Here is a 23,288-nt window from a genome sequence, read left to right on the forward strand (position 1 = left end):
TCGTGCGCGGCCTTTCCATCGCCGGAGCCCACACCGATGTGGGCAAGACCTATGTGGCCTGCGCCCTGATTCGCGCCGCCGTGGCCAGGGGTAGGCGGGTGGGCGTGCTGAAGCCGGTGGTCAGCGGTTTCGATCCCGACGACTGGGCCGACAGCGACCCGGGCTGCCTGCTGCGCGCCCTGGGCCTGGCGCCCAACGAGACCCTGCTGGACGCTGTGTCACCCCTGCGGTTCCGCGCGCCCCTGTCGCCGCCCATGGCCGCCCGCGCCGAGGGGCGGAGCCTGGCCTATGCGGAGGTGCTGGACGCCTGCCGCCCATTCCTGGCCGACACCCAGGCCGACCTGAAGATCTTCGAAGGCGCCGGCGGGATCATGTCGCCCATCGCCGAGGATGGGCTCTGCGCCCACCTGCACGCCGACGTCGGGCTGCCGGCGGTGCTGGTCGGCGGCTCCTATCTCGGCGCGATCAGCCACACCCTGACCGCCCTCGCCGCCCTGCAGGGGTTCGGCATCCCCATTCACGCAGTGGTGATCAGCCAGAGCGCCGATCCCGAGGCCCCGGACTTCGACCAGACCGTGGAGGCCGTCGGCCGTTTCGCCAACCTGCCCGTGGTCGCCGCCCGCCGGGGCGACGAGGCCTGGGCCAGACAGTTGCTCTAGCCTTCCGCGTCGCGCCGCCGTTGGGCCAAGCCGAGCACCGCCATGCCCACCACGGTCGACAGCAGCGATCCGGCCACCACGCCGATCCGCACCTCGGTCTGGGCGGCCATGTCGCCGGGGTCGAAGGCCAGGCCGCCGATGAACAGGCTCATGGTGAACCCCACCCCGCACAGCAGCGAGACTCCGTAGAGCTCCAGCCACTTCGTCCCGGTGGGCCGCCGGGCGATCTTCAGGCCGATGGCCAGGGCGCCGATCCCGAACACCCCGATCTGCTTGCCGACGAAGAGACCGAGCGCGATGCCCAGCGGGACAGGCCCCAGCAGGGCGCCGGGCGCCAGGCCGCTGAACGAGAACCCGGCCGCGGTGAAGGCGAACAACGGCAGGATCAGGAAGGCGACATAGGGGTGAATGCTCTCCATGAAGAGCTCCAGCATCCCGGGCTCGCCCGGCCGCCGAGGGTCGATCGGCACGGTGAAGGCTCCGGCCACGGCGGCGAGCGAGGTGTTGACGCCCGACTTCAGGGTGAAGGCCCACAGGAGGATCAGGCCCGCCGCGTAGAAGAGGCGTGGCGCCCGGTCCCATCGCGACATGGCCGCCAGCACCGCGAGCGCGCTCAGGGCGCCGACGACCATGCGAAGATCGAGGTCGTGGGTGAACAATACGCCGATCAGCGATACCGCGATCAGATCGTCGACAATCGCCAAGGTGAGCAGGAAAACACGAAGCGACGGGGGCAGCTTGGGCGCGGCGACGGCCAGGGCCGCCAGGGCGAAGGCGATATCCGTCGCGACAGGGGTCGGCCAGCCCGCGGGGGCCCCGTCCGAGCCCGCGTTCAGCGCGAGATAGACAAGCGCCGGCGCCGCGACGCCGCCGATCGCGGCCATGACCGGCAGGGCCAGCCGCCTGGGATTGGAGAGTTCGCCGCGCAGGATCTCGTTCTTGATCTCCAGTCCGACGACGAAGAAGAAAATCGCCATCAAGCCGTTCTTGATCCACCCATAGGTGGGCATGGTCTCGGCGAATGCGCCGAACTGGACGGTGATCTTGTGATCGATCAGCGCGAAGTAGTGTCCTGAAAGCGGACTGTTGGCCAAGACCAGCGCGCTCGCCGCCGCCACCACCAGCAGCAGGCCAGAACCTGTTTCGGTCTTCAGAAATTCGAGAGTGGATCGGGTGGACATGGCCCCTGCCTAACACAGGCGCCGAGGGGCGAAACCCGGTTTCGGTTCCGCTTGGGATCGCGGGCGATATCCGTCAGAAGAGACGTTTGGGCTCGCGACGCCGCCTTGCAAGCTTCGGAGTGACCATGCCCGTTTCCTCGACCTACCACCCCGAGCCCCATCTGCAGGACCTGGGCCCCGACTTCGCCGACCCGGTGGCGGCGGCGGACTTTCCCATGGCCCTGCTGCGGTTCCGCAACGACCGGGCGGCGGCCAGCGTCGGGCTGGACACCCTGACCGACGATGAATGGATCGCCCATTTCGGACGCTTCCAGCCCTTGCCGGGCAATCTCCAGACCCCGCTGGCGATGCGCTATCACGGCCACCAGTTCCGGGTTTACAACCCCGATCTCGGGGATGGTCGAGGCTTCTCGTTCGCCCAGATGCGCGAGGTCGGGACGGGCCGCCTGCTGGAGCTGGGGACCAAGGGCTCCGGCCAGACCCCCTGGTCGCGGCAGGGCGACGGGCGCCTGACCTTGAAGGGCGGGGTCCGCGAGGTGCTGGCCACCGCCATGCTGGAGGCCCTGGGCGTCCCGACCTCGAAGTCTTTCTCGCTGGTGGAGACCGGCGAGCCGCTGATGCGCGGCGACGAGCCCAGCCCCACCCGCTCCTCGGTCCTGGTGCGGCTCTCCCACAGCCATGTCCGCTTCGGCAGCTTCCAGCGCCACGCCTTCCACCAGAAGCCCGAGCGCATCGGCGCCCTCGTCGACCATGTGATCGCGCTCTACTACCCTGAACTGGGGAACGCCCCGGACCGCGCCGCGGCCCTGCTCACGGCCGTGGTCGGCCGCACGGCGAGCCTGACCGCCAGCTGGATGGCGGCGGGCTTCGTCCACGGGGTGCTCAACACCGACAACATGAACATCACCGGGGAGAGCTTCGACTACGGGCCCTACCGGTTCCTGCCGAGGAACGACCCAAACTTCACCGCCGCCTATTTCGATTCCGCCGGGCTCTATGCCTTTGGCCGCCAGCCGGAGGCGGTGTTCTGGAACCTGCAGCAGCTGGCCGGCTGCCTGTCGCTGGTCAGCGCCCAAGAGCTCCTGGTCGAGGCGCTGAACGGGTTCGGCCCGGCCTATCGCGCCGCCCTGGCCCAGGCGATGCTGGCGCGGCTGGCGCTCAAGGGCCGCTCGCCGGACGAGGATGTGGTCCTGGTCAATTCCGCCTTCCGCGCCATCTCGGTCGGCGGCGAGCGCCTGCGCTGGGAGCCGTTCTTCTTCGACTGGTTCGGCGGCGATGAGGCTCGGGCCCTGGCCGGCCCGCGGGGCGACATCTATGCGGACGAAGGCTTCGCCGAGTTCCGCGAACTGCTGAAGGCCTACGAGCCGGATCGGCCCCAGCGGCTGGACGCGGCCTACTTTGCGAGGCCTGAGCCGGAAGAGCTGCTCTATGACGAGATCGAGGCGATCTGGGCGGCCATCGACGCGCGCGACGACTGGGCGCCGTTCCGCGACAAGCTGGCCGCCCTCGAGGTCGCGCGGCAGGCGTACGGGCTAGGTTAGGCCGCCGCCGCCGCCGTCGGCCGCGAGGCCATCTGGGCCAGGACCACGCCGGCGAGCGCGATACCGGCGCCGAGCGCCTGGACCGGCCCCAGGGCCTCGGCGAACAGCATCCAGCCGAGGATGGCGGCCACCACCGGCTGGACGAGCACCACCACCGAGGCGGTGGCGGCCGGCAGGCGGCCCAGGGCCCAGGCGATGGAGCCTTGGCCGGCCACGTGCATGAGGCCCAGGCCCGCGCAGGCGGCCCAGCCCCCGGCGCTCCTCGGCATCAGGTCCTCGCGCAGCAGGACGGCGGCCAGCAGCAGTAGCGGCGCGCTGGCCACCCCCGACCAGAACATGATCCGCGTGGCGCCCACCGTGCGGCGCGCGGCGCTGATCGTGAGGAAATATAAGGCGTACCAGACCGCGGCCATCAGAGAGAAGGCGTCACCCAGGGGCGGGTTGCCGCCCGGCGCATGGACGCCGCGGCCCACCGCCATCAGCCAGGCCCCGCCGACCGCCAGGGCCACCGCCGCCACGAACAGGTTCCGAGGCCGCTGCTTGAACACCACCCAGGCCATCGCAGTCACCACCACGGGCGTGAGGTTGGTGAGCACCGTGGCGTTGGCCACCGAGGTGAAGGCGATCCCGTAGTGCCAGAAGCTGAGGTCCAGGGCGAAGGCCGCCCCGGCCAATAAGGCCAGGCGCGGCGCGGCGCCGACCCCGCCGTCGGTCTTCTGGGCCATCATGGCGAGCAGGGGCAGGGCGAAGGTCACGCGCCAGAAGCCCACCGCCGCGGGCCCGGCGTCGGCCAGCCGCACCAGGATCGGCGCCAGGCCGATCACCGCGGCGCCGAACACCAGCACGGCCAGGGCCTTCAGATGTCCCCGGTCCATCGTCGCGGCGACCTCAGTCAAAACCCAGCTCCCGTCGCAACGCCTGGGGCGTCATGCCGCCGGCCCGAAGTTCCGCCAAGGTCTCGGCCCGGTCGCGCTTGGCGTAACGCCGACCGTCCGCGCCCAGCAGCAGGCGATGATGCCGATAGACCGGGGCGGGCAGGTCCAGCAAGGCCTGCAGCCTCCGCTGCACGTGGGTCGCCTGGAAGAGGTCGCAACCCCGGATCACGTGGCTGATCCCCTGCAGGGCGTCGTCGACCACCACGGCCAGGTGATAGGCCACGTCCACGTCCTTGCGCGCCAGGACCACGTCGCCGCCCAGGTCCGGATCGACGCGGATGACCCCGTGCTCGCCTAGCGGGCCCTCGCCCTCCTCGACGAAGTCGAGGTCCCCGCCCAGGGCCTGTTCGGCGGCCTCGAGCGACAGCCGCCAGGCGAAGCTCTCCCCGGCCGCCAGGCGCGCGGCCTCCTCGCCTGGGGGCAGGGGCGCGCCACGCCAGGTCTCCATCGCGCCGTGCGGCGCGCGGGCTATGTCCTCGGCGATCTGCTTGCGGGTGCGGAAACAGCGATAGGTCAGGCCCTGTGCGGTCAGGCGCTCCAGGGCGGCCTGGTAGTCCGCCAGGTGCTCGGACTGGCGGCGGACGGGCCGTTCCCAGTCGAGGCCCAGCCAGGCGAGATCCTCATGGATCGCGGCCTCGAACTCGGGCCGGCAGCGGGTGGTGTCTATGTCTTCGATGCGCAGGACGAAGCGACCGCCCGCCTGGCGTGCCGCCGCATGGGCGCTCAGCGCCGAAAAGGCGTGGCCGCGATGCAGCAGGCCGGTGGGGGAGGGGGCGAAACGGGTGGCGAACACCCGTGAGACTTAGCGGCCCCGGGCGATGGCGAAAATGCCCAGGTGTTGGAAGGTGGCGCGGATGAAGGCCTCTTCCCCGCCAAGAGCGACCTTCAGGTGATCGAACATCTTGAAGCTGATCATCTCGGCCATGCCGTGGGCCGCACACCAGGCGGCGTTGGTGGCCAGCTCCAGGTCGATCTCGTTGGTCACATCGGCGCCGCCCTCGACGAAGGTGTCGCGAACCAGGCAGTAGGCGCTGTCATCTTCCATGTGGGCGTGGTCCGGGAGCCCCTCCTTGTCGCGGGAGGCATCGTACATCACCCGATAGAGCGCCGGGTTGGCCTGGGCGAAACGGACATAGGACACACCCAGACCGGTGAGCTTGTCCTGGATCGTGGTCGCCTCCGCCTTGGCCTTGGCCATCTGGGCGTTCAGCATGTCCCAGCCTTCGTGGGCCACGGCGTCCAGCAGTTCGCCCTTGTCCTTGAAGTGGTGATAAGGCGCGGCCGGACTGACTCCGGCCTCCCGGGCGACCGCGCGGAGCGACAGCGCCGTAGGCCCTTCGGACTCCAGCAGGCGACGGGCCGCGTCGATCAGCGCGCGGCGCAGATCGCCGTGGTGATAGGGGCGGTTTTCGGCGGCAGCAGTTTCTCTCATCGCGGGCACTCTAAATCTGAATCTGGACGGCGTAAAGATCATCTTGACGCCGTTCAGATCGCTGCTATCTTAGCATTGTTCAAATAAGAAACGCCCCCGCTCCCCCGGGGTTCAAACTGAAAGGTGTGTGTCATGTCTCTCGCTGGTCTTACCCACTTCGAACGGCTCTTCGACCGGATCGCCCCCGCGTTCCTCCTGGTTCTCGGCCTGGGTGTCGCCGCCGCCACCGCGGCCCTCGGCGCCTAACCTCGAAACCCAACCCCACGACGGGAAGGGGGCCTCCGGGCCCCCTTTTTATTTGTCCTAGATCGCCTGATCTGACCTATACATTTTCTAATAGCTTACGTTGTAAAATGTATCTGTACATTGCTTAGATATGAGGTATCTTAGCGTTGTCCAGATGGACAGGGAGCCGGCGCCGCCGGGGCCCAAACCCAAGAAGGAATGAAACAATGTCTGCTCTCTCGAACATCGGCCGCCTCTTCGACGCCACCGTCGCCGTCGCCTTTGTCCTCATCAGCCTGAGCCTCGCCGGCGCCACCGCGGCCGTCGGCGTCTAGTGTTCCGCGATCCCGCCCCGTCGACGGTCTGATCCTCCCGAACCGTGCGACGGGGTGATGCGCTCCAAGTCATGGAGCTGTCTCGAAAACTGCCCTATAGTTCGTTGGTCACGAGAATCGCCGTCCGGAGATTCGAGGACGACCAGATCGCGAAAGGGGGCCTGTCTTCAGTCTCTACGCGTACGCCATAGGCGCGGGTTCGCGCCGACGGAGGTCCAGCCATGCAGGTGCTTAGCCACCCGCCGTCCGGCTGGCCCTGTCTCGTGCTGAACGCCGACTTCCGGCCCCTCAGCTACTATCCGCTGTCCCTCTGGCCCTGGCAGGAGGTGATCAAGGCGGTGTTCCTCGACCGGGTCGACGTGGTCTCGACCTACGACCACGAGGTCCATTCCCCCTCCTTCGCCATGCGCCTGCCCAGCGTCGTCTCGCTGAAGCACTACGTGCCCCAGGACCGGCCGCCGGCCTTCACCCGCTTCAACCTGTTCCTGCGTGACGCCTTCACCTGCCAGTACTGCCGGGCGGGCGAGGACCTGACCTTCGACCATGTGGTGCCCCGCTCGCGCGGCGGGCGGACGACCTGGGAGAACATCGTCACTGCCTGCGCCCGCTGCAATTTGTACAAGGGCGGGCGCACGCCGCACGAAGCCCACATGCATCCCTTCCACAAGCCCCGGCGGCCCACCGCCCACGAACTGCAGGACCGCGGCCGCAAGTTCCCGCCCCACCACCTGCACCAGAGCTGGCTCGACTATCTCTACTGGGACATCGAGTTGGAGGCCTAGGCAGGCGCCAGAGCCAACCAGGCCGCCGCGGCCAGGACCTGCGCACCGAGTATTCCGAGCAGGAGTGCCCCGAACGGTTGCTTGCGGGTCTTGTGGCGGAAGGCCTGCTGGGCGGCGACGGCGCCGAGGCTTCCGCCGATGGCGGCCAGCATGAGCAGGGTGCGTTCGGGGATGCGCCGTTCGCCGCGCTCGGCGCGGGCCTTGTCCCAGCCCATGGCTACGAAGGCCGCGAGGTTGGCCGCGGCGAGGTAGGGCAGGATCAACGCGGCTCGCGCCACATGGCCCACATGACCGGCGAGTCGGGTCGGGGCTGGATCTCCCGGGTCACCTCGAAGCCGTGGCGGCGATAGAGCGGCACATTGGCCGGGCTGGAACTCTCCAGATAGGCCGGCAGACCCAAGGCGTCGACGCGCGCCAGGCCGGCGGTCAGCAGGCGGCTTCCGACGCCCAGCCCCTGTGCTTCGGGGCGCACGCCAACGAACCACAGATAGACGTGCGGCTCGGTGGGATGGTGCTTGTCCATGGCCGCGCGCATGGCCGACATCCGCGACAGCCGCGCGAACCCGGTGGCGGCCAGGACGGTGGGGATGACCCGCAGTTCCTCGATCAGCGACGAGGGGCCCAGGCTCTCCGACGGCAGCCAGATCGAGGCCGCGCCGCCGCTGGCCGGCCGCAGCACCTCGCCGTCGGCGAGCGCCATGCCGACCAGCCGCTTGAACAGCCGCAGGCGGGCCGCCTCGCGCTTGGCGTCGTCGCGCATGAACCAGTCGAACATCGGGTCGGTGGCGAAGGCGGCGGAGAGGTCTTCCGCCACGCCCTGGAGATCTGCGACTCCCGCCCGGACCGGCGTCTCCGAGCCGCGGCGCAGGGCGATGATCTCGGCCTCGGTCATAGCTTCTCGCTGATCTTGATGGCGGCCCGGCAGCCGGCGCGGATCACCGCCGACAGCACGGCGTAGCCCGGCGCCTCCTTGGCGCCCTCGGCGAGGGCCTGGTCGCGATGGGCCAGCTCCTCGTCGCGGAACTTCGAAAGCTCGGCGGCCAGCTCCGGCTCGCGGCGCTCCAGCTCGGCGATCTGGCCGGCATAGTGCTCCTCGATCACGGTCTCCACGGCCTCGGTGCAGGCGTGGGCGGCCTTGTCGCCCAGCAAGGCCGTGCCGGCGCCCAGCGCGAAGCCCGCCACCCGCCAGAGGGGCGTCATGACCGTGGGCCGCACGCCGCGCTCGGTCAGCAGCTTGTCGAACCGCGCCAGGTGGACGGCCTCGTGGCCCTCCATCTCCTCCAGCTGGCCGGAGATCCGCTCGTGGCCGGGGGCCTGGGAGAGCACCGCGCGCTGGCCGCGATAGATATGGACGGCGCCCAGTTCGCCGGCGTGGTCGACCCGCAGGATCTCGGCCAGCCGGGCGCTCATGGCGCCGACGCCGGGCCGGGGCGGGATGGGCTTGGCGGTCATGGCTTGGCCCGTTCGTGGCGCACGGCCAGCAGGCTGAGGACGGTCAGCTTCAGCGAGACCAGGGCGTTCCATCCGGCCATGGACAGGCCGAGGAACACCCAGGCCGCCTCGTCGCAGGCCGGCGGCTTGAGCTTGGCGCCGTTCAGCAGGGCGGCCATGTCGCCGGCGCTCACCGATGCGCCGGTGCTGGCGCAGGCCGTCGGGCCCGGCCAGAACTTCCACTCCGCCCCGGCGTGATAAACCGCCAGCCCCACGCCGGCGGCGAAGATCAGCGCCAGCAGGGCGTTGAAGGCGACCTTGAAGCGCGCGCCATTCTGCATCCGGACCACCAGCATGCCGGCCAGGGCCACGGCCGCGGCGACCCAATAGACCTCGCGGGCGCGCAGGCAGAGGGTGCAGGGGGCAAGGCCGCCGAAGGTCTCGAAGGCGTGGGCGATCGCCAGCATCAATAGCGACGAGGCGAACGCCGTCAGGCGCCAGCGCTCGAGAAAGGGGGTTATGAAACCGCTCATCGCCGCCGATATGATCCTAAAACGCCGCCCGGCTCTAGAGGAGCTTGAGCGCGATGAAGCCGCCCACCAGCACGACCAGGCCGACCACGGTGTAGAGGGTCAGGCGCTTCTCCACCTCCTCGCGCACCGCGGGTCCGAAATACTTGATCAGGGTGGCGGCCAGGAAGAACCGTGCGCCACGGGTCACGACGGAGGCCCAGACGAAGGTGAAGAATGAGAACTCGGCCAGGCCGGCCGAGATCGTCACCAGCTTGTAGGGGATCGGGGTCAGGCCCTTGATGAGGATCACCCACAGGCCCCATTCCGCGAACCAGGCCTCGAAGGCCGCCTGTCCGCCGGCATTGCCGGTGACCATCAGCAGCCACTCGCCGACTGGGCCCAGGAAATGGCCGATCGTGTAGCCCAGCATGCCGCCCAGCACGGAGGCCACGGTGCAGATCGTGGCGTAGACATAGGCGCGATCGGGCCTGGCCAGCACCATGGGCGCCAGCATCACGTCGGGCGGGATGGGGAAGAACGAGCTCTCGGCGAACGAAACGGCCGCGAGGCCGGCCGGGGCGTGGCGCGAGGCGGCCAGGCCCATGACCCAGTCGTAGGTTTTGCGAAGCATGTCGATCCGAAGGGGCGTTCAAACGTTTGCTACCAGTCGTGGAGGGGCTTGTCTCCCACCGCGGCTTCAGGCATTTAGTTTCATCTGATACTATATCTCGGGAGAGCCGCCGCCATGACCACCCAAGTGAAGTCCGGGACCGCCAAGTCCGGCGACCTGTTCGAGAATCCGCTCGGCACCGACGGCTTCGAGTTCGTGGAGTTCACCTCCCCTGAGCCGGAGCGGCTGAAGGGCCTGTTCGAGATGATGGGCTTCACGGCGGTCTCCAAGCACCGTTCGAAGAACGTGCTGCGCTTCCGCCAGGGGGACATCAACTTCATCCTCAACATGGAGCCGTCCGGCCAGGCCGCGGCGTTCCGTGAGGTCCACGGCCCCTCGGCCAACGCCATGGCCTTCCGCGTCAAGGACGCCGCCAAGGCGCTGAAGCTCGCCGTCGAGCGCGGCGCCAAGGCCGTGCAGGGCCCGGTCGGCCCCATGGAGCTGAACATCCCGGCCATCGAGGGGATCGGCGGCTCGAACCTCTACCTGGTCGATCGCTACGGAGCCCAGGAGATCTACGATGTCGACTTCCTGCCCATCGAGGGCGCGGCCGAGCAGATGGCACGGAACAGCGTCGGCCTGACCTATCTCGATCACCTGACCCACAATGTGGTCCGCGGCGGCATGGCCAAGTGGGCCGACTTCTACGAGAAGATCTTCAATTTCCGCGAGATCCGCTATTTCGACATCGAGGGCTCGCAGACCGGCCTGTTCTCAAAGGCCATGACCAGCCCCTGCGGCAAGATCCGCATCCCGCTGAACGAGAGCCAGGACGATCACAGCCAGATCGAGGAGTTCCTCAAGGACTACGGCGGGGAGGGTATCCAGCACGTGGCGCTGGGGACCGACGACATCTTCGAGACCGTCGAGACCATGCGCGACCGGGGTGTGAAGTTCCAGGACACCATCGACACCTATTTCGACGGCATCGACGCTCGGGTCCCGGGCCATGGCGAGAACGTCAACCGCCTGCGCGCCGACAAGATCCTGCTGGACGGCGCCCCCACCGAGGGCCAGGGCATCCTGCTGCAGATCTTCACCGAGAACATGATCGGCCCGATCTTCTTCGAGATGATCCAGCGCAAGGGCAATGAGGGCTTCGGCGAGGGCAACTTCAAGGCCCTGTTCGAGTCCATCGAGCTGGACCAGATCCGGCGTGGGGTCCTGCCCGCCAAGGAGGGTTGAGGCTTGTCGACGCCCAACTGGGCCATCGCCGTCCACGGCGGCGCGGGAACGATCGAGCGCCGGCAACTGAGGCCTGAGCAGGAGTCCGCCTATCGCGCCGCTCTGGCGCGGGTGGCGGAGGCCGGCGGCGCGGTCCTGCGGGCCGGCGGCTCGGCGCTCGACGCCATCGAGGCCGCCATCCACCTGCTGGAGGACGACCCGCTGTTCAACGCCGGCCGGGGCGCGGTCTTTACCGCCCGGGGCGCCAACGAGTTGGACGCCTCGATCATGGACGGCGCCACCCTGGCGGCCGGGGCGGTGGCCGGCGTCACCCGCACCCGCCACCCGATCTCTCTGGCGCGGGCGGTTATGGAACGGTCCTCCCACGTCCTGCTGGTGGGGGCCGGGGCCGACGCCTTCTCCAAGGCCAATGGCGTGGAACAGGCCGACCCGTCCTATTTCTTCACCGAGCGCCGCTGGCGCAGCCTCGAGAACTTCGCCAAGGCTCACGACTTGCCGGTCCCGCCCCGGCCGGTCGGCGAGCACCGGCCCGACCCGGTCCATGCCCTGGCCCACGACGAGGGCAAGTACGGCACGGTGGGGGTGGTCGCCCTCGACACCTTCGGCAATGTCGCGGCGGGCACCTCGACCGGCGGCACCACCGGCAAGCAGTGGGGCCGGGTGGGGGACTCCCCGGTGATCGGGGCGGGGACCTACGCGTCCAACGCCGCCTGCGCCGTCTCGGCCACCGGGACCGGCGAGTATTTCATCCGCCTGGGCGTCGCCCATGAGATCGCCGCCCTGGTCGAGCACAAGGGGCTTTCCCTCCAGGCGGCGGCCGACATCGTCATCCAGGACAAGCTCACGGCGCTGGGCGGCGACGGCGGGATCATCGCCGTGGCGCCTGACGGCCAGATCGCCTGGAGCTACAACACCTCGGGCATGTACCGAGCGAGCCTGGCCGCCGACCGGCCGCTCGTGGTGAGCATCTACAAGGACGAACCCTGATGGCCCGCAACTGGATCCCGGTCCGCGCCGCCCAAGGCGCCCATTCGCGCCAGGCCCACGCCGACATGCCCGCCGGCACCTATGAGCGGGAGATCTCCAAGGAGGGGTTCTTCGGCCCGGCCGCCTTCATCCACCATCCGCGTCCGCCCACCGGCTGGAGCGATTTCGAGGGCCCGCTGCGTCCGCGCGCCTTCGACCTGGCCCGGCTGAACGAGGCCCAGGGTTCGCCTTGGAACGCCCCGGTGATCCTGCAGAACGCGGCCTGCGAGATGCGCTTCTGGAAGCTCGCCCAGGCCATGGCCGGCCTCGCCCGCAACGCCGACGGCGACCAGCTTCTGTTCGTCCACCAGGGACAGGGCGATCTCTTCTGCGACTACGGCCATATCGCCTATGAGGCCGGGGACTATCTCTATCTGCCGCGCGGGACCATGTGGCGGCTGAGCCCCGCCGAGCCGACCGCCATCCTGATGATCCAGGCGACCAACAGCCACTTCACCCTGCCCGACAAGGGGCTGCTAGGCGGCCACGCCCTGTTCGATCCGGCCATGCTGGACACGCCTGAGCTGAACGAGGCCTTCAAGGCTCACCAGGCCCAGGACGGCAAGACCACGGTGGCGGTGAAGAAGCGCGGCGAGGTCTCCACGGTGACCTATCCGTACAATCCGCTGGACGCGGTGGGCTGGCACGGGGAATTGGCGCCGGTGCGGCTGAACGTGCGCCACATCCGGCCGGTGGTGAGCCATCGCTACCACCTGCCGCCCAGCGTCCATACGACCTTCGTGTCCGACCGGTTCGTGGTCTGCACCTTCGCGCCCAGGCCCTTCGAGACCGATCCGGGCGCGCTGAAGGTCCCGTTCTTCCATAACAACGACGACTTCGACGAGGTGCTGTTCTACCACGCGGGCGACTTCTTCAGCCGCGACCACATCGAGGCCGGGATGATGACCTTCCATCCCTCCGGCTTCACCCACGGGCCGCACCCCAAGGCGTTGAAGAACATGCTGAGCCAGCCCAAGGCGGCCACCGACGAGTACGCCGTGATGATCGACACCCGCGATCCCCTGGACGTGGGCGAGGCGGCCTCTACGGTGGAGAATCCGGACTACGTCAACAGCTGGCGGACGCCGGCTTGAAGGCGAACTAGGCGATGGCGCAAGCCGATCTCGAGGCCGATCTGACGGAAGCCGCGCAGGAGGAGCTGGAACGCGCCTGCTCGCTGCCGCGCCGAGACATGGCCGCCTGCACTCCCTGGGGCGACACCTATGAGGGCTACACCCCGGCCGGCCGCGATGTCTGTTTCGAGCGCAATTACCTGTGGGCCGACGAGGCCGGCGGCGACATCTGCGTCGAGGTCGTGGTCTATTTGCCTGAGGCCTACGAACAAGGCGTGCGCCTGACACGCACCGTCCGCCGGGAGGAAATCTAGTATGAAGCTCGCATCGCTCAAGTGGGGTCGCGACGGCCGCCTCGTGGTGGTTTCCAACGATCTCGCCTGGTGCGTCGAGGCGACCAATGTCGCGCCGACCCTGCAGGCCGCCCTCGACGACTGGGAACGCTGCGAGCCGCTGCTGCGCGGCCTGGCCGAGGGGCTGGAGACGGGTTCTATCCCCCGGGTCCGGTTCCACGAGAAGGACGCCGAGAGCCCCCTGCCGCGCGCCTACCAATGGGCCGACGGCTCGGCCTATGTGAACCACGTGGCCCTGGTGCGGAAGGCCCGCTCGGCGGACATGCCCGACAGCTTCTGGACTGATCCGCTGATGTACCAGGGCGGCTCCGACAACTTCCTGGCGCCGCGCGACCCGATCCCGCTGGCCGACGAGGCCTGGGGTTGCGACCTAGAGGGCGAGGTGGCGGTGATCACCGGCGACGTGCCCCTGGGCGCCAGCCGCGAGGAGGCCCTGGCCGCCGTCCGCCTGGTGCTTCTGGTCAACGACGTCAGCCTGCGGAACCTGATCCCGGCCGAGCTGTCCAAGAACTTCGGCTTTTTCCAGTCCAAGCCGGCCTCGGCCTTTTCACCGGTGGCGGTGACCCCCGACGCGCTGGGCGAGAGCTGGAAGGACGGCAAGCTCCATGGCGCGCTCGAGGTCGAGCTGAACGGCAAGCCCCTGGGCCAGGCCGACGCCGGGGTCGACATGACCTTCGACTTTGGGACCCTGATCGCCCACGCCGCCAAGACCCGCGCGCTCTCGGCGGGGACCATCGTCGGCTCCGGCACGGTGTCGAATCGCGGCCCCGACGGCGGTCCAGGAAAACCTGTCGGTGAAGGTGGTGTCGGCTATTCCTGCCTCGCGGAGTTGCGAACCGTCGAAACCCTTGCCCACGGCGCGCCCAGCACGCCGTTCCTCAAGCCCGGCGACCGGGTGCGGATTGAGATGCGCGATCCCCGCCGTCACACCATCTTCGGCGCCATCGAGCAGGAGGTCCAAGGGTCATGACCGCGCAGCGCCAGCTTTCCGATCCGCCCGCGGGCGAGCTGAAGCTGGACGCCTATCTGCCCTATCGCCTGTCGGTCGCCTCCAACGCCGTCAGCCAGCTGATCGCGCGCGCCTATGAGGACCGTTTCGGGCTCAACATCCCGCAGTGGCGGCTGATCTGCGTCCTGGCCGAGGACGGCGGGCTGACCCAGGGCGCCATCGTCGCGCGAACCGGCATCGACAAGGTCACGGTCAGCCGCGCCGCCCAGGGCCTGGCCAACCGCCGGCTGATCGCGCGCAGCGACCACCATGCCGATGGCCGCTCCCACGTCCTGGCCCTGACCGTCCAGGGCGCGCAGCTGCATGCGGAGGTCGCGCCCCTGGCTCTGGCCTACGAGGCGGCGCTGATCGCGGGGCTGTCGCCCGACGAGGTGGCCCTGTTGAAGCGGCTGCTGGGCCGCCTGCAGGGCGCGGCTGACGCGCTGTCCGGTGGGGCCGTGAAGGGCTGAGGACGGCGCAGGCCGCAAGCACCCAAGTATGTTCATGTTTTGTTCTTGACAAGCTATTCGACCGTGACATGATAAATTTGCGTCGAACACTGCCCCACGCCACCCGCCCATAGGCGGGCAAGGCTCGCAGCACGGGCTTATTGCATCAAGTCGAAAGGCGAGGTGGGATATCCTAGGCTAATCACAGACTAGGATGTGAGACGGAGATGGGACGGATCGCCGAAGCCGTATTCGACCTGTCCCACTCCGAGGAAAAAATGGGCGCCCGAATATACGCGCCCGAGCAGGATCAGGGGTCAGAGGATTGGTCCTGTACGTTTGAAATCGACGCGCCCATCTCCGTGCGACGCACCATTTTTGGCGTGTCCAGCATGCAAGCTCTCGTGCTGGGGCTAAAGACCATGGCTGCCTATCTCTATGGATCCGAGGCATATCAGAATGGGGAATTCGGCCTCCATGGAGCGGTGGGCAGCGACCTCTCCATTCCCGCACCGTCGGAGTTCCTGGACGTTGCCCCATTTCCGTTTTAGCGAGCCGACTTGCGTTACCGTCTCCACAAGCCATTGGCCTGGACCGGGCGTTTCGCAGACCACGAACAGCACGAACGCGCAGCTTCAACGGCAGTCGAGATCGGTTCCGTTCGTGAGGTTCGTGGTTCGAATTCGGCTTCGCCAACCAGGAGCCTAGTGCGCGGTCTCCGGGAGCTTGACGCTCCAGCGGTGCGAGCCTTCGCCGAACTTGAGATAGAAGCCGTGGGCGGCGCGGCGGACCTCGTCACGGACGGTCTCCTCGAAGGAGAGGATGACGGCGGCCTCGAAGTCCTGGGGAATGTTCTTGACGTCGAGACCCGTCTCGCGCGCCACGTTGGCGATCACGTCGCGACGGTGGGCTTCGCCGCCGAACAGCAGCAGGGTTTCGCGAATACGCTCGACCAGATGGTCGCTCGCCGGCTTCGCGGCGGGCTTGGCCGCCGCTTTGCGGCGCTTTTGGGTGGTTACTTGCATCCTGTCGCTCCCCGATCAGGAAACGCTATGGCGTTTAGATTTAGCGATCCCTTAAAGCGCGCAATTAATTTCCCCTAAAAGTTGTTTATGGTGAAGCTTCATCCCCCTCCCAGGGCGACCGCGGTGCGATAGACCACGAAGGCCGCCAGATAGGCGAGCGTGGTCATGTAGACGAACATGATGATCGGCCAGCGCCAGCTGTTGGTCTCGCGCTTCACCACGCCGAGGGTCGCGGCGCACTGCGGAGCGAAGATGTACCAGGCCAGGAATGAGAGGCCCGTGGCCACCGACCAGTGGCCCTTGAGCGTCGAGGCGAGCGTCCCGGTGTTGTTCTCCGCATCGCCCACCGCATAGACGGTGCCGAGCGCGGCCACGGCCACCTCGCGGGCGGCCATGCCGGGCACCAGTGCGATCGACATCTGCCAATTGAAGCCGATGGGGGCGAGCAGGGGCTGGATGGCGTGGCCGATCATCCCGGCGAAGCTGTAGTCGATGGCCGGTCCCACGGCGCCAGCCGGGGCGTAGGGAAAGGTCGAGAGCACCCAGATCAGGATCATCAGCGGCAGGATGATCCGCCCCGCCCGCTCGATGAAGATCTGCGCCCGGAGGAACAGGTTGCGCGCTACATTGGCCGGATCGGGCAGCTTGTAGGTCGGCAGCTCCATCAGGAACGGCTCCACCGCCCCGCGCCAGAACAGCCGCCGGGTCACGAACGAGACGGCGAGCGCGCTGAGGATGCCCGCGGCGTAGAGGCCGAACATCACCAGGCCCTGCAGGCTCATGAAGCCCCACACCTGGGTGTTGGGGATGAAGGCCGCGATGATCAGGGTGTAGACCGGGATCCGCGCCGAGCAGGTCATCAGCGGGGCCACCAGGATGGTGGTCAGCCGGTCGTGTTTGGAGTCGATCACCCGCGTCGACATGATCCCGGGGATGGCGCAGGCGAAAGAGGAGAGCAGGGGGATGAAGGCCCGCCCGTGCAGTCCCGCCCCGCCCATGATCCGATCCATCAGGAAGGCCGCCCGGGCCATGTAGCCGAAGTCCTCGAGCAGGAGGATGAACAGGAACAGGATGAGGATCTGCGGCAGGAAGACCAGCACGCTGCCGACCCCGGCTATGACCCCGTCGGCGATCAGGCTGCGGGCCAGGTCGTTGGTCACCACCTGGCCAACGAGGCCGCCCAGCCAGCCGAAGGCGGCCTCGATGCCGTCCATGGCCGGGGTGGCCCAGGTGAACACCGCCTGGAACATCAGGAACAGCAGGGAGAACAGGATCGCCAGGCCCCAGACCGGGTGCAGCAAGACGGCGTCCACACGGCCCGTCCAGGTGTCGGGATGCTCCGGCGGGCGGACATAGGTGCGCACGATCCGCTGGGCTTCGGCGTGGGCGCGGCGGATCTCGGCGGCGTCGGGTTCGCGCCAGGTGTTCTGGCCGGGCAAGGCGCCGCTGGCGGCCAGGGCGTCGACCTGGGCGACCAGGTCCTCGATGCCGCGCTTGCGGGTGGCCACGGTGGTGACGATCGGGGCGCCGATCTCGCGCGACAGGCCCTCCAGGTCGATCCGCAGGCCCTGCCGCTGGGCGATGTCGTACATGTTGAGCGCCAGCACCATGGGCCGGCCGACGGCCTTCAGCTCCAGGGCCAGGCGCAGCACCAGGCGCAGGTTGGTGGCGTCGGCCACGCAGACCACCACGTCGGGCGGAACCTCGCCCTCCAGCCGGCCCAGGACCGCGTCGCGGGTGACCACCTCGTCGGGGCTGCGGGCGCGCAGGGAATAGGTGCCGGGCAGGTCAAGGATGTGCAGGCTGCGTCCGGAGGGAGTCGTGACCACGCCCTCCTTCCGCTCCACGGTCACCCCTGCGTAGTTGGCGACCTTCTGGCGCGCGCCGGTGAGGGCGTTGAACAGCGCCGTCTTGCCCGAATTGGGATTGCCGACCAGGGCGACCCTGGAGGACGCGAGCGCGGCGGCCTGGCTCATTGCTGCGGCGTGTCGAGCAGGATGAACACGTCCTCGGCGTCGCGGCGACGCAGGGCGACGCGGGTGTCGTCCACCCGCACGGCGATGGGATCGTGGCGGATGGCGCCCTCGTGCAGCACCTCGATGCGGGCGCCCTCCACGAAGCCGAACTCCAGCAGGCGGCGCTGCAGCTCGTGCACATCCACCCCATGGGCCAGCGGCGCGCTCTCGGCGCGGACATCGACGATAACCCCGGCCGCCCCGACCCTGGCCGAACTCAGGCGCACGACCAGGCCCTCGGCGGGAACCGCGTCCAGATCGTGTTGCACCGACAAGTCGTTCATCGCGAGGTCCTTACGCGCCCCATTTGCGAACGATTATCATTCACGACGCGCGCCGTCGAGCCTCCGCTGTAGAAACGGACTTGCGGCCGACGGTCTGGCGCGTCAGCTCGACTGGGTATTGTCCGGCAGGCCCAGGATGCGCTTGGAGATGATGTTGTTCTGGATCTCGAACGAGCCGCCATAGATCGACATGGCCTTGCCGCCCAGCCAGCCGCGCACGGTTTCGATCTCTTCCTGGCTGAAGGCCTCACCCTCCCAGCCCAGGCCCTGATGGCCGAAGATCTCCAGGCTGAGCTCGGCCCGGGTCTGGGCGACATTGGTGGCGGAGTTCTTCAGGATCGAGGCGGTGGTGTTGGCGCCCGAAGCCCCCTTCGACTCGGCGACGATGCGCGCCAGGGTCAGGCCGTGCATCTTGGCGTCCATCAGGTGCTGGGTCAGCCGCGTGCGCAGGTCGCTGTCGGCCAGCCGACCCTGCTCGTCGACCCCGACATAGCGCTTGGCGATGTCCTGCAGCGGCGCCGCCCGGCCTCCTCCTGACGCCCCCGTCTGGCTGGCGCGCTCGTGCTGCAGCAGCCGCTTGCCGACGGTCCAGCCATGGTTCAGCTCGCCCAGCAGGCCGTCCTTCTCCGCGCGGGCCTCGGTGAAGAAGGTCTCGCAGAACGGTGAAGCCCCGGCGATCAAGGCGATCGGCCGCGGGTCGATGGCCGGCTGATGCATGTCGATCAGCATGAAGCTGATGCCGTCGTGCTTCTTGGCTGCGAAGTCGGTGCGCACCAGGGCCCCGCACCAGTCGGAGTACTGGGCCCCTGAGGTCCACGTCTTTTGGCCGGTGATTACATAGTGGTCGCCGGCGTCCTCGCACCGCATCTGCAGGGAGGCCAGGTCGGAGCCGGCGTTGGGTTCGGAATAGCCGACGCACCATTGGACCTCACCGCGGACGATGGGCGGGATGTGCTGGGCCTTCTGGGCCTCCGTGCCGTAGTCGAGGATGGTCGGGCCGATCATGGTCACGCCCATGCCGAACATCAGCGGGTTGAAGGCGCCGAGCTTGGCCATCTCCTGGGCCAGCACCTTGGCCTCCTGGGGCGAGAGCCCGCCGCCGCCGTACTGGGCGGGCCAGGTGGGCGTGCCCCAGCCCTTGGCGCCGACGGCCTTGCGCCAGGCCGCGAGGTCGGGATTAGGCGTCGAGATCTCGGCCGAGGCCAGGGCGCCCTTGCCCGCCAGGGCGGGTGGGAAGTTGGTTTCCAGCCACGCGCGGGCCTCGGCGCGGAAGGCCTCGAGGTTCGGCTCGCCTCCGAAATCCGCCATGTCGGTCCCCTTGATCGTGCGGCAACCGGGTCGGCTGCGTTCAGGGTCCACCCTAGCGCCCGGGGCGGCGGCCACAAGGTTCACGCCAGGGCAAGGCCGCCTTAGCCGCTGCGGCTGATGGTGCGGGCGGTCGGGCTCGAACCGACACTCCTTTCGGAACCGGATTTTGAGTCCGGCGCGTCTACCAGTTCCACCACGCCCGCGCGTCGTTTCGGCGACGGAGGTCCGTCTAGCAGGCGACGGCGCGGAGTTCCAGACCGCGCCGACGGCCTGCAAGGCGCGCTGGCGCCGCGCTCAGGTCTCGGCCAGCGCCATCCCGGGAATATAGAGCGAGATGGGTCGGATCTCGTAGGCGCCGCCCGGGTTGGCGACGGCCAACTGGCGCGCGGCGTCCAGCGCCTCGTCCTTGTCGGCGACGTCGAGGATGTAGAAGCCCAGCAGGGCCTCCTTGGTCTCGGCATAGGGGCCGTCGATCACGTAGTGCGGCTCCTCGTTCTTCATCAGGGTGGTGGCGGCCTTGGTCGGGTTCAGCCGGATAGCGGGGCCGAGCTTGCCGTCCAGGGCCTCGTGAACCACCCGCAGGCGCGCCATGACGGCGTCGTCCTGTTCCTGGGTCCAGGAGCCGACCATCTGTTCGGAGTTGTAGCAGAGGATGGCGTAGAGCATCGGGGGGGCGCTCCTGTCTGGGCTTGAGCTAACGAAACCGGCCTTGGTCCTGGATGCAACCCCAAGCTTGACAGCCGAGGCCCCTGAACGGTGCAATTCGACCGGCCGCGGGAGGGACAGCATGGACATGCAGGCGATCACCTACGAGTTCGGCGGCAAGAGCTTCACCGGCTACCTGGCGGACGGCTCGCGCGGCAGGCCGACGGCCGGGGTGCTGGTGGCCCACGAAGGCGGCGGCATGACCGGCCACCCCAAACAGCGCGCCCAGATGCTGGCCGAGCTGGGCTATGTGGCCTTCGCCATGGACACCTTCGGCTATCCCATCGAGAGCCGGGAGCAGGCCATGGCCACGATCACCGGCCTGATGGGCGACCTGCCGACCCTGCAGGGCCGGGCGCGCGCGGCGCTGGAGGTGCTGCGGGCCCAGCCAAACGTTGACCCGGCGCGGACCGCGGCCATCGGCTTCTGCTTCGGCGGCACGACGGTGCTGGAGCTGGCGCGCAGCGGCGCCGACGTACCCTGCGTCATCGGCTTCCATTCCGGCCTCGGCACCTCGACCCCGGCGGCCAAGGGGGCGATCAAGGGCAAGGTCATGGTCTGCCTGGGGGCGGACGACCCGATCATCAGCGCCGCCGACCGCGAGACCTTCGTGGGCGAGATGAACGCGGCGAGCGCCGATTGGCAGATGCTGCTGCTGGGCGGGGTGGGGCATAGCTTTACGAACCGTGAGGTGGACGCCATGGGCCTGCCGGGCTTCCGCTATGACGAGGCCGCCGATCAACGGACCTGGCGCGCCATGCGGGGCCTGTTCGACGAGACCCTGGGTCCGGTCGGCTGATCAATCCTTGAAGCGGGTGAAGACCGCGTCGCGGCCCGCCTTGGCCAGGTGGCAGGCGTGGCAGCTCGGGGCCTTGTCCTGGGCGAAGCCACGCTCCGTGCGGCTCTCGCCCAGGAACTCGGTGTAGCCCCAACCGCCGGTCGCGGCGTAGCGCTTGCTGTCCTTGACCATGACGTCGATGAACTTGCGCTTGGTGGCGACGGTCGCGCCGCCCTTGTCCACGACCTCGAAGAGATCGAAGACGATGACCGACCCGTCCGGAAAGGCGCCCGAGGACTTGTAGCCCTCGACGGCCTTCGGGTTGGCGTAGATGTTGTGCAGGCCTTCATAGCGGTTGAAGTTGGCGTTCGAGACACCGCTCAGCACGTGGGTCCAGCGGCGGTAGCCCTCGGGATAGGCCGGCTCCTCGACGGCGCTGGCGGCGGTTTGGCCAAGGCCGGTCATGACGGTGAGCGCGGCGAGGCCGGCGAGCAGATTGAGCTTCACGAAGACTCCGCGCGAAGGTGGTCGACGATCGCCTTTCGACCGGCGGCGGCGGCAGATCAAGCGTTCGCCGCAAATGTTCCTCAGGGGTTACGCGGCGAGCCGGCCGCCGGACAGCCGCGAGGGCTCCATGCCGAACATCTCGCGGAAGGCCGCGCTGAAATGGGCCGAGCTTGAGAAGCCGGCGTCGAGCGCCGCGTTGGTCAGGGTCTCGCCAGCGACGATGGCTCGCATGGCCGCGCCCATGGCGATCCACAGCTTGTAGCGGCGCAGCGGCACGCCGGTGGCGGCCTTGAACAGGTGGATGAACCGCGAGGTCGACAGACCCGCCTGACGGGCCAGCGCCTCCAGGGAAGGGCGGGCGGCGGGATCGGCGTGCAACAGGTCCAGGGCCCGGCGCACGCGGGGGTCTTTCGGCCGGGCGCCGAGACCCGACAGCAGGACGTCCAGGCCGGGACGGGTGGCGGCCCAGTCCGCCTCGCCCCGCGCCAGCCCGGCCAGGCGCGCGATCAGCTCGGCCTCGCCGTCCAGGTCGAAGCCGACCCGGGCTCCGGGATCGCGGACCAGACCCTGCAGTCGCGCCAGGTCGGGACTGCGGGCGTCGACGTAGAGGAAGGCCATGGTCCCGGTGGTGGCCGCCAGGTGATGCAGGGTGTTGGGCGGGATCAGCGCGGCGCGGCAGCGGCGATGGCCGGCGGCCGGATCGGCGGGATCGACCGCCACGTCGAAGGGCGCTTCCAGGCCGAGCGCCAGCACGGCCACGGCGTTGCGGTGCGGCGTCAGGCCGAGCGCCTCGCCGAGGAAGAGCGCGCGGGCGCCCCAGGAATAGAGTCGCGCGCTCGGCGCCATAGCCACTTCTCGAAAGCCGGAGCGGGGAAAGACGCGGCAAGCTTGGCCCATGACGCTGCATCCGGCCAGCCCCGCCTCGGAGACCCCATGTTCAAGATCCTGCTGATCCTGCCCTGCGCCGGCTTCTTCGCCTGGCTGGGGGTGATGGCCTTACGTTTTCCCGGCGGCCTGCTGGGCGGCTACGGCATCAAGGTGTCGACGCCCGACGGATTCAACGAGATCCGCGCCGTCTATGGCGGCCTGCCGCTCGTCTGGGCAGGCCTGCTGTTCCTCAGCCTGTTACGGCCGGAGCTGCGCAACCCCGTGGCCCTCGTGGTCGGGGCCGGCTGCGTCGGCATGGTGGCCGGCCGCCTGGTCTCGGTCGGGATCGACCAGGGCCTGGGACGTTTGCCTGGGGTCTTCCTGCTGATCGAGCTGGCGGTGGCCGCGGCCCTGATCGGCTCGGCCTATGTGAAGTCGGCCTAATGCCGCTCGCTCGCCGCGGCCTGCTGGCCGTCGCCCTCGCGGCCATGGCCGCGCCATCCGTCGCCGGAGACCGCCCCATGGAGCCACGCGAAGCCGAGATCCGCGCCACCGTCGAGCGCTACGCCCAGGCCTGGCGCGCCGGCGACCTGGCCGCCATCGCCGGCCTCTATCATGAGAGCTTCACCCTGCACTACGGCGGCGCCCACGCCCTGTCCGGCGACCATGTGGGCAAGGCGGCCTCCCTGGCCACCCTGGCCGAGTTCTCGCGCCGGACGGGCCGCAAGCTCAGCGGCATCGTCGCGGTGCTGTCGGGTCCCGAGCGCGGCGCCATCGTCGCGCGCGAGACCTTCCGCAGGGGCGAGGCCGTCGCGGAGCTGGAGCGCGTGCTGGTCTACGCCGTGCGCGACGGCCAGTTCAGCGAGTGCTGGGTCTATGACGCCGACCCGGCTCTCGTGGCCAAGTTCGTCGGGGACTGACTTTTCCTCCCACATCGCGCAGCGAATGGGGGAGGGGGACCGCGCCGCAGGCGTGGTGGAGGGGGCGAGACCGGGCTCGGCGCTTGAGGCCGCCCCCTCCAC

Annotated in this window: 29 protein-coding genes and 1 tRNA gene; 13 read left to right on the forward strand and 17 right to left on the reverse strand. The window is 68.9% G+C overall.

Annotation, left to right across the window (positions count from 1 at the left end; genetic code table 11):
• Positions 1-2 precede the first annotated feature (2 nt).
• Complete coding sequence (bioD, locus tag V6M51_RS23605; protein ID WP_332770676.1) at positions 3-659, forward strand: dethiobiotin synthase; 657 nt, start codon at positions 3-5, stop codon at positions 657-659.
• On the opposite strand, the gene nhaA is transcribed toward bioD, so the two are convergent.
• Complete coding sequence (nhaA, locus tag V6M51_RS23610) at positions 656-1,840, reverse strand: Na+/H+ antiporter NhaA (RefSeq protein ID WP_332770677.1); 1,185 nt, start codon at positions 1,838-1,840, stop codon at positions 656-658. The two genes, bioD and nhaA, sit on opposite strands and share 4 nt — an antisense overlap.
• A 125-nt stretch (positions 1,841-1,965) precedes the next feature.
• On the opposite strand from nhaA, the gene V6M51_RS23615 reads away from it, so the two are divergent.
• On the forward strand, positions 1,966-3,381 hold the full coding sequence (locus V6M51_RS23615) for a protein adenylyltransferase SelO (protein WP_332770678.1): 1,416 nt from the start codon (positions 1,966-1,968) through the stop codon (positions 3,379-3,381).
• Here V6M51_RS23615 and V6M51_RS23620 read toward each other — a convergent pair.
• From V6M51_RS23620 to V6M51_RS23630, 3 genes are read right to left on the reverse strand one after another with little or no spacing between them, the layout of a single operon-like run.
• Positions 3,378-4,277 carry a DMT family transporter gene (locus V6M51_RS23620; protein WP_332770679.1) on the reverse strand — a complete coding sequence of 300 codons (900 nt, stop codon included), beginning with the start codon at positions 4,275-4,277 and terminating at the stop codon, positions 3,378-3,380. The two genes, V6M51_RS23615 and V6M51_RS23620, sit on opposite strands and share 4 nt — an antisense overlap.
• Positions 4,270-5,109, reverse strand: a complete 840-nt coding sequence (gluQRS, locus tag V6M51_RS23625; protein ID WP_332770680.1) for a tRNA glutamyl-Q(34) synthetase GluQRS — start codon at positions 5,107-5,109, stop codon at positions 4,270-4,272. Before gluQRS ends, V6M51_RS23620 begins: the two co-directional genes overlap by 8 nt.
• 9 nt (positions 5,110-5,118) lie before the next feature.
• Positions 5,119-5,748, reverse strand: a complete 630-nt coding sequence (locus V6M51_RS23630) for a TetR/AcrR family transcriptional regulator (protein WP_332770681.1) — start codon at positions 5,746-5,748, stop codon at positions 5,119-5,121.
• A 781-nt stretch (positions 5,749-6,529) separates the two neighbouring features.
• On the opposite strand from V6M51_RS23630, the gene V6M51_RS23635 reads away from it, so the two are divergent.
• A complete protein-coding gene (locus tag V6M51_RS23635; protein WP_332770682.1) occupies positions 6,530-7,090 on the forward strand; it encodes an HNH endonuclease in 561 nt (186 codons plus the stop codon).
• Here the strand turns inward: V6M51_RS23635 and V6M51_RS23640 are convergent.
• Genes V6M51_RS23640 through V6M51_RS23660 form a run of 5 tightly spaced genes read right to left on the reverse strand, consistent with a single transcriptional unit; the run spans position 7,087 to position 9,664 of the window.
• Positions 7,087-7,353, reverse strand: coding sequence for a DUF1294 domain-containing protein (locus tag V6M51_RS23640; RefSeq protein ID WP_332770683.1), 267 nt, complete (start codon positions 7,351-7,353; stop codon positions 7,087-7,089). The two genes, V6M51_RS23635 and V6M51_RS23640, sit on opposite strands and share 4 nt — an antisense overlap.
• Positions 7,350-7,982, reverse strand: a complete 633-nt coding sequence (locus tag V6M51_RS23645) for a GNAT family N-acetyltransferase (protein WP_332770684.1) — start codon at positions 7,980-7,982, stop codon at positions 7,350-7,352. The genes V6M51_RS23640 and V6M51_RS23645 overlap by 4 nt, the downstream gene beginning before the upstream one ends.
• Positions 7,979-8,542, reverse strand: coding sequence for a demethoxyubiquinone hydroxylase family protein (locus tag V6M51_RS23650; RefSeq protein ID WP_332770685.1), 564 nt, complete (start codon positions 8,540-8,542; stop codon positions 7,979-7,981). The genes V6M51_RS23645 and V6M51_RS23650 overlap by 4 nt, the downstream gene beginning before the upstream one ends.
• Positions 8,539-9,054 (reverse strand): disulfide bond formation protein B, encoded by a 516-nt coding sequence (locus V6M51_RS23655; protein WP_332770686.1) that lies wholly within the window; start codon positions 9,052-9,054, stop codon positions 8,539-8,541. Before V6M51_RS23655 ends, V6M51_RS23650 begins: the two co-directional genes overlap by 4 nt.
• A gap of 34 nt (positions 9,055-9,088) precedes the next feature.
• Complete coding sequence (locus tag V6M51_RS23660; protein ID WP_332770687.1) at positions 9,089-9,664, reverse strand: YqaA family protein; 576 nt, start codon at positions 9,662-9,664, stop codon at positions 9,089-9,091.
• 114 nt (positions 9,665-9,778) lie between these two features.
• Here V6M51_RS23660 and hppD point away from each other — a divergent pair, with 114 nt between their 5' ends.
• The 7 genes from hppD (at position 9,779) to V6M51_RS23695 (ending at position 15,328) form a co-directional block, all read left to right on the forward strand.
• On the forward strand, positions 9,779-10,888 hold the full coding sequence (gene hppD / locus V6M51_RS23665; protein WP_332770688.1) for a 4-hydroxyphenylpyruvate dioxygenase: 1,110 nt from the start codon (positions 9,779-9,781) through the stop codon (positions 10,886-10,888).
• Positions 10,889-10,891: 3 nt separating this feature from the next.
• Positions 10,892-11,875 (forward strand): isoaspartyl peptidase/L-asparaginase family protein, encoded by a 984-nt coding sequence (locus V6M51_RS23670; RefSeq protein ID WP_332770689.1) that lies wholly within the window; start codon positions 10,892-10,894, stop codon positions 11,873-11,875.
• Positions 11,875-13,008: a homogentisate 1,2-dioxygenase gene (locus V6M51_RS23675; protein WP_332770690.1), complete on the forward strand. Its 1,134-nt coding sequence runs from the start codon at positions 11,875-11,877 to the stop codon at positions 13,006-13,008. The genes V6M51_RS23670 and V6M51_RS23675 overlap by 1 nt, the downstream gene beginning before the upstream one ends.
• A gap of 14 nt (positions 13,009-13,022) precedes the next feature.
• Positions 13,023-13,301: a hypothetical protein gene (locus V6M51_RS23680; protein WP_332770691.1), complete on the forward strand. Its 279-nt coding sequence runs from the start codon at positions 13,023-13,025 to the stop codon at positions 13,299-13,301.
• A gap of 1 nt (position 13,302) precedes the next feature.
• On the forward strand, positions 13,303-14,310 hold the full coding sequence (locus tag V6M51_RS23685) for a fumarylacetoacetate hydrolase family protein (RefSeq protein WP_332770692.1): 1,008 nt from the start codon (positions 13,303-13,305) through the stop codon (positions 14,308-14,310).
• A complete protein-coding gene (locus V6M51_RS23690; protein WP_332770693.1) occupies positions 14,307-14,798 on the forward strand; it encodes a MarR family winged helix-turn-helix transcriptional regulator in 492 nt (163 codons plus the stop codon). Before V6M51_RS23685 ends, V6M51_RS23690 begins: the two co-directional genes overlap by 4 nt.
• A 206-nt stretch (positions 14,799-15,004) precedes the next feature.
• Positions 15,005-15,328: a DUF6968 family protein gene (locus tag V6M51_RS23695; RefSeq protein WP_332770694.1), complete on the forward strand. Its 324-nt coding sequence runs from the start codon at positions 15,005-15,007 to the stop codon at positions 15,326-15,328.
• 153 nt (positions 15,329-15,481) lie between these two features.
• Here the strand turns inward: V6M51_RS23695 and V6M51_RS23700 are convergent, their stop codons facing one another.
• The 6 genes from V6M51_RS23700 to V6M51_RS23725 form a co-directional block, all read right to left on the reverse strand.
• A complete protein-coding gene (locus V6M51_RS23700) occupies positions 15,482-15,802 on the reverse strand; it encodes a hypothetical protein (RefSeq protein ID WP_332770695.1) in 321 nt (106 codons plus the stop codon).
• Between the two features lie 98 nt (positions 15,803-15,900).
• Positions 15,901-17,778, reverse strand: a complete 1,878-nt coding sequence (feoB, locus tag V6M51_RS23705) for a ferrous iron transporter B (protein ID WP_332770696.1) — start codon at positions 17,776-17,778, stop codon at positions 15,901-15,903.
• Positions 17,775-18,101, reverse strand: a complete 327-nt coding sequence (locus V6M51_RS23710) for a FeoA family protein (RefSeq protein ID WP_332770697.1) — start codon at positions 18,099-18,101, stop codon at positions 17,775-17,777. The genes feoB and V6M51_RS23710 overlap by 4 nt, the downstream gene beginning before the upstream one ends.
• 102 nt (positions 18,102-18,203) lie before the next feature.
• Positions 18,204-19,409 carry an acyl-CoA dehydrogenase family protein gene (locus V6M51_RS23715; protein WP_332770698.1) on the reverse strand — a complete coding sequence of 402 codons (1,206 nt, stop codon included), beginning with the start codon at positions 19,407-19,409 and terminating at the stop codon, positions 18,204-18,206.
• Between the two features lie 118 nt (positions 19,410-19,527).
• Positions 19,528-19,612: transfer RNA gene (locus V6M51_RS23720), tRNA-Leu, on the reverse strand.
• 91 nt (positions 19,613-19,703) lie between these two features.
• Positions 19,704-20,075 carry a YciI family protein gene (locus V6M51_RS23725; RefSeq protein WP_332770699.1) on the reverse strand — a complete coding sequence of 124 codons (372 nt, stop codon included), beginning with the start codon at positions 20,073-20,075 and terminating at the stop codon, positions 19,704-19,706.
• Positions 20,076-20,196: 121 nt separating this feature from the next.
• Here V6M51_RS23725 and V6M51_RS23730 point away from each other — a divergent pair, with 121 nt between their 5' ends.
• Positions 20,197-20,913: a dienelactone hydrolase family protein gene (locus V6M51_RS23730; RefSeq protein WP_332770700.1), complete on the forward strand. Its 717-nt coding sequence runs from the start codon at positions 20,197-20,199 to the stop codon at positions 20,911-20,913.
• Here V6M51_RS23730 and V6M51_RS23735 read toward each other — a convergent pair whose 3' ends face one another.
• Both V6M51_RS23735 and V6M51_RS23740 read right to left on the reverse strand, forming a co-directional pair.
• On the reverse strand, positions 20,914-21,399 hold the full coding sequence (locus V6M51_RS23735; protein ID WP_332770701.1) for a cytochrome P460 family protein: 486 nt from the start codon (positions 21,397-21,399) through the stop codon (positions 20,914-20,916).
• Positions 21,400-21,486: 87 nt separating this feature from the next.
• Positions 21,487-22,245, reverse strand: a complete 759-nt coding sequence (locus tag V6M51_RS23740; RefSeq protein WP_332770702.1) for an AraC family transcriptional regulator — start codon at positions 22,243-22,245, stop codon at positions 21,487-21,489.
• An 87-nt stretch (positions 22,246-22,332) separates the two neighbouring features.
• On the opposite strand from V6M51_RS23740, the gene V6M51_RS23745 reads away from it, so the two are divergent.
• Both V6M51_RS23745 and V6M51_RS23750 read left to right on the forward strand, forming a co-directional pair.
• Positions 22,333-22,710, forward strand: a complete 378-nt coding sequence (locus tag V6M51_RS23745) for a DUF4345 family protein (protein ID WP_332770703.1) — start codon at positions 22,333-22,335, stop codon at positions 22,708-22,710.
• The gene (locus V6M51_RS23750) at positions 22,710-23,186 is read left to right on the forward strand and encodes a nuclear transport factor 2 family protein (protein WP_332770704.1); all 477 of its coding nucleotides are present in this window, start codon (positions 22,710-22,712) and stop codon (positions 23,184-23,186) included. Before V6M51_RS23745 ends, V6M51_RS23750 begins: the two co-directional genes overlap by 1 nt.
• The last annotated feature ends 102 nt before the right edge of the window (positions 23,187-23,288 follow it).

Source organism: Phenylobacterium sp. (genome assembly GCF_036677185.1).
Lineage (GTDB): Bacteria > Pseudomonadota > Alphaproteobacteria > Caulobacterales > Caulobacteraceae > Phenylobacterium.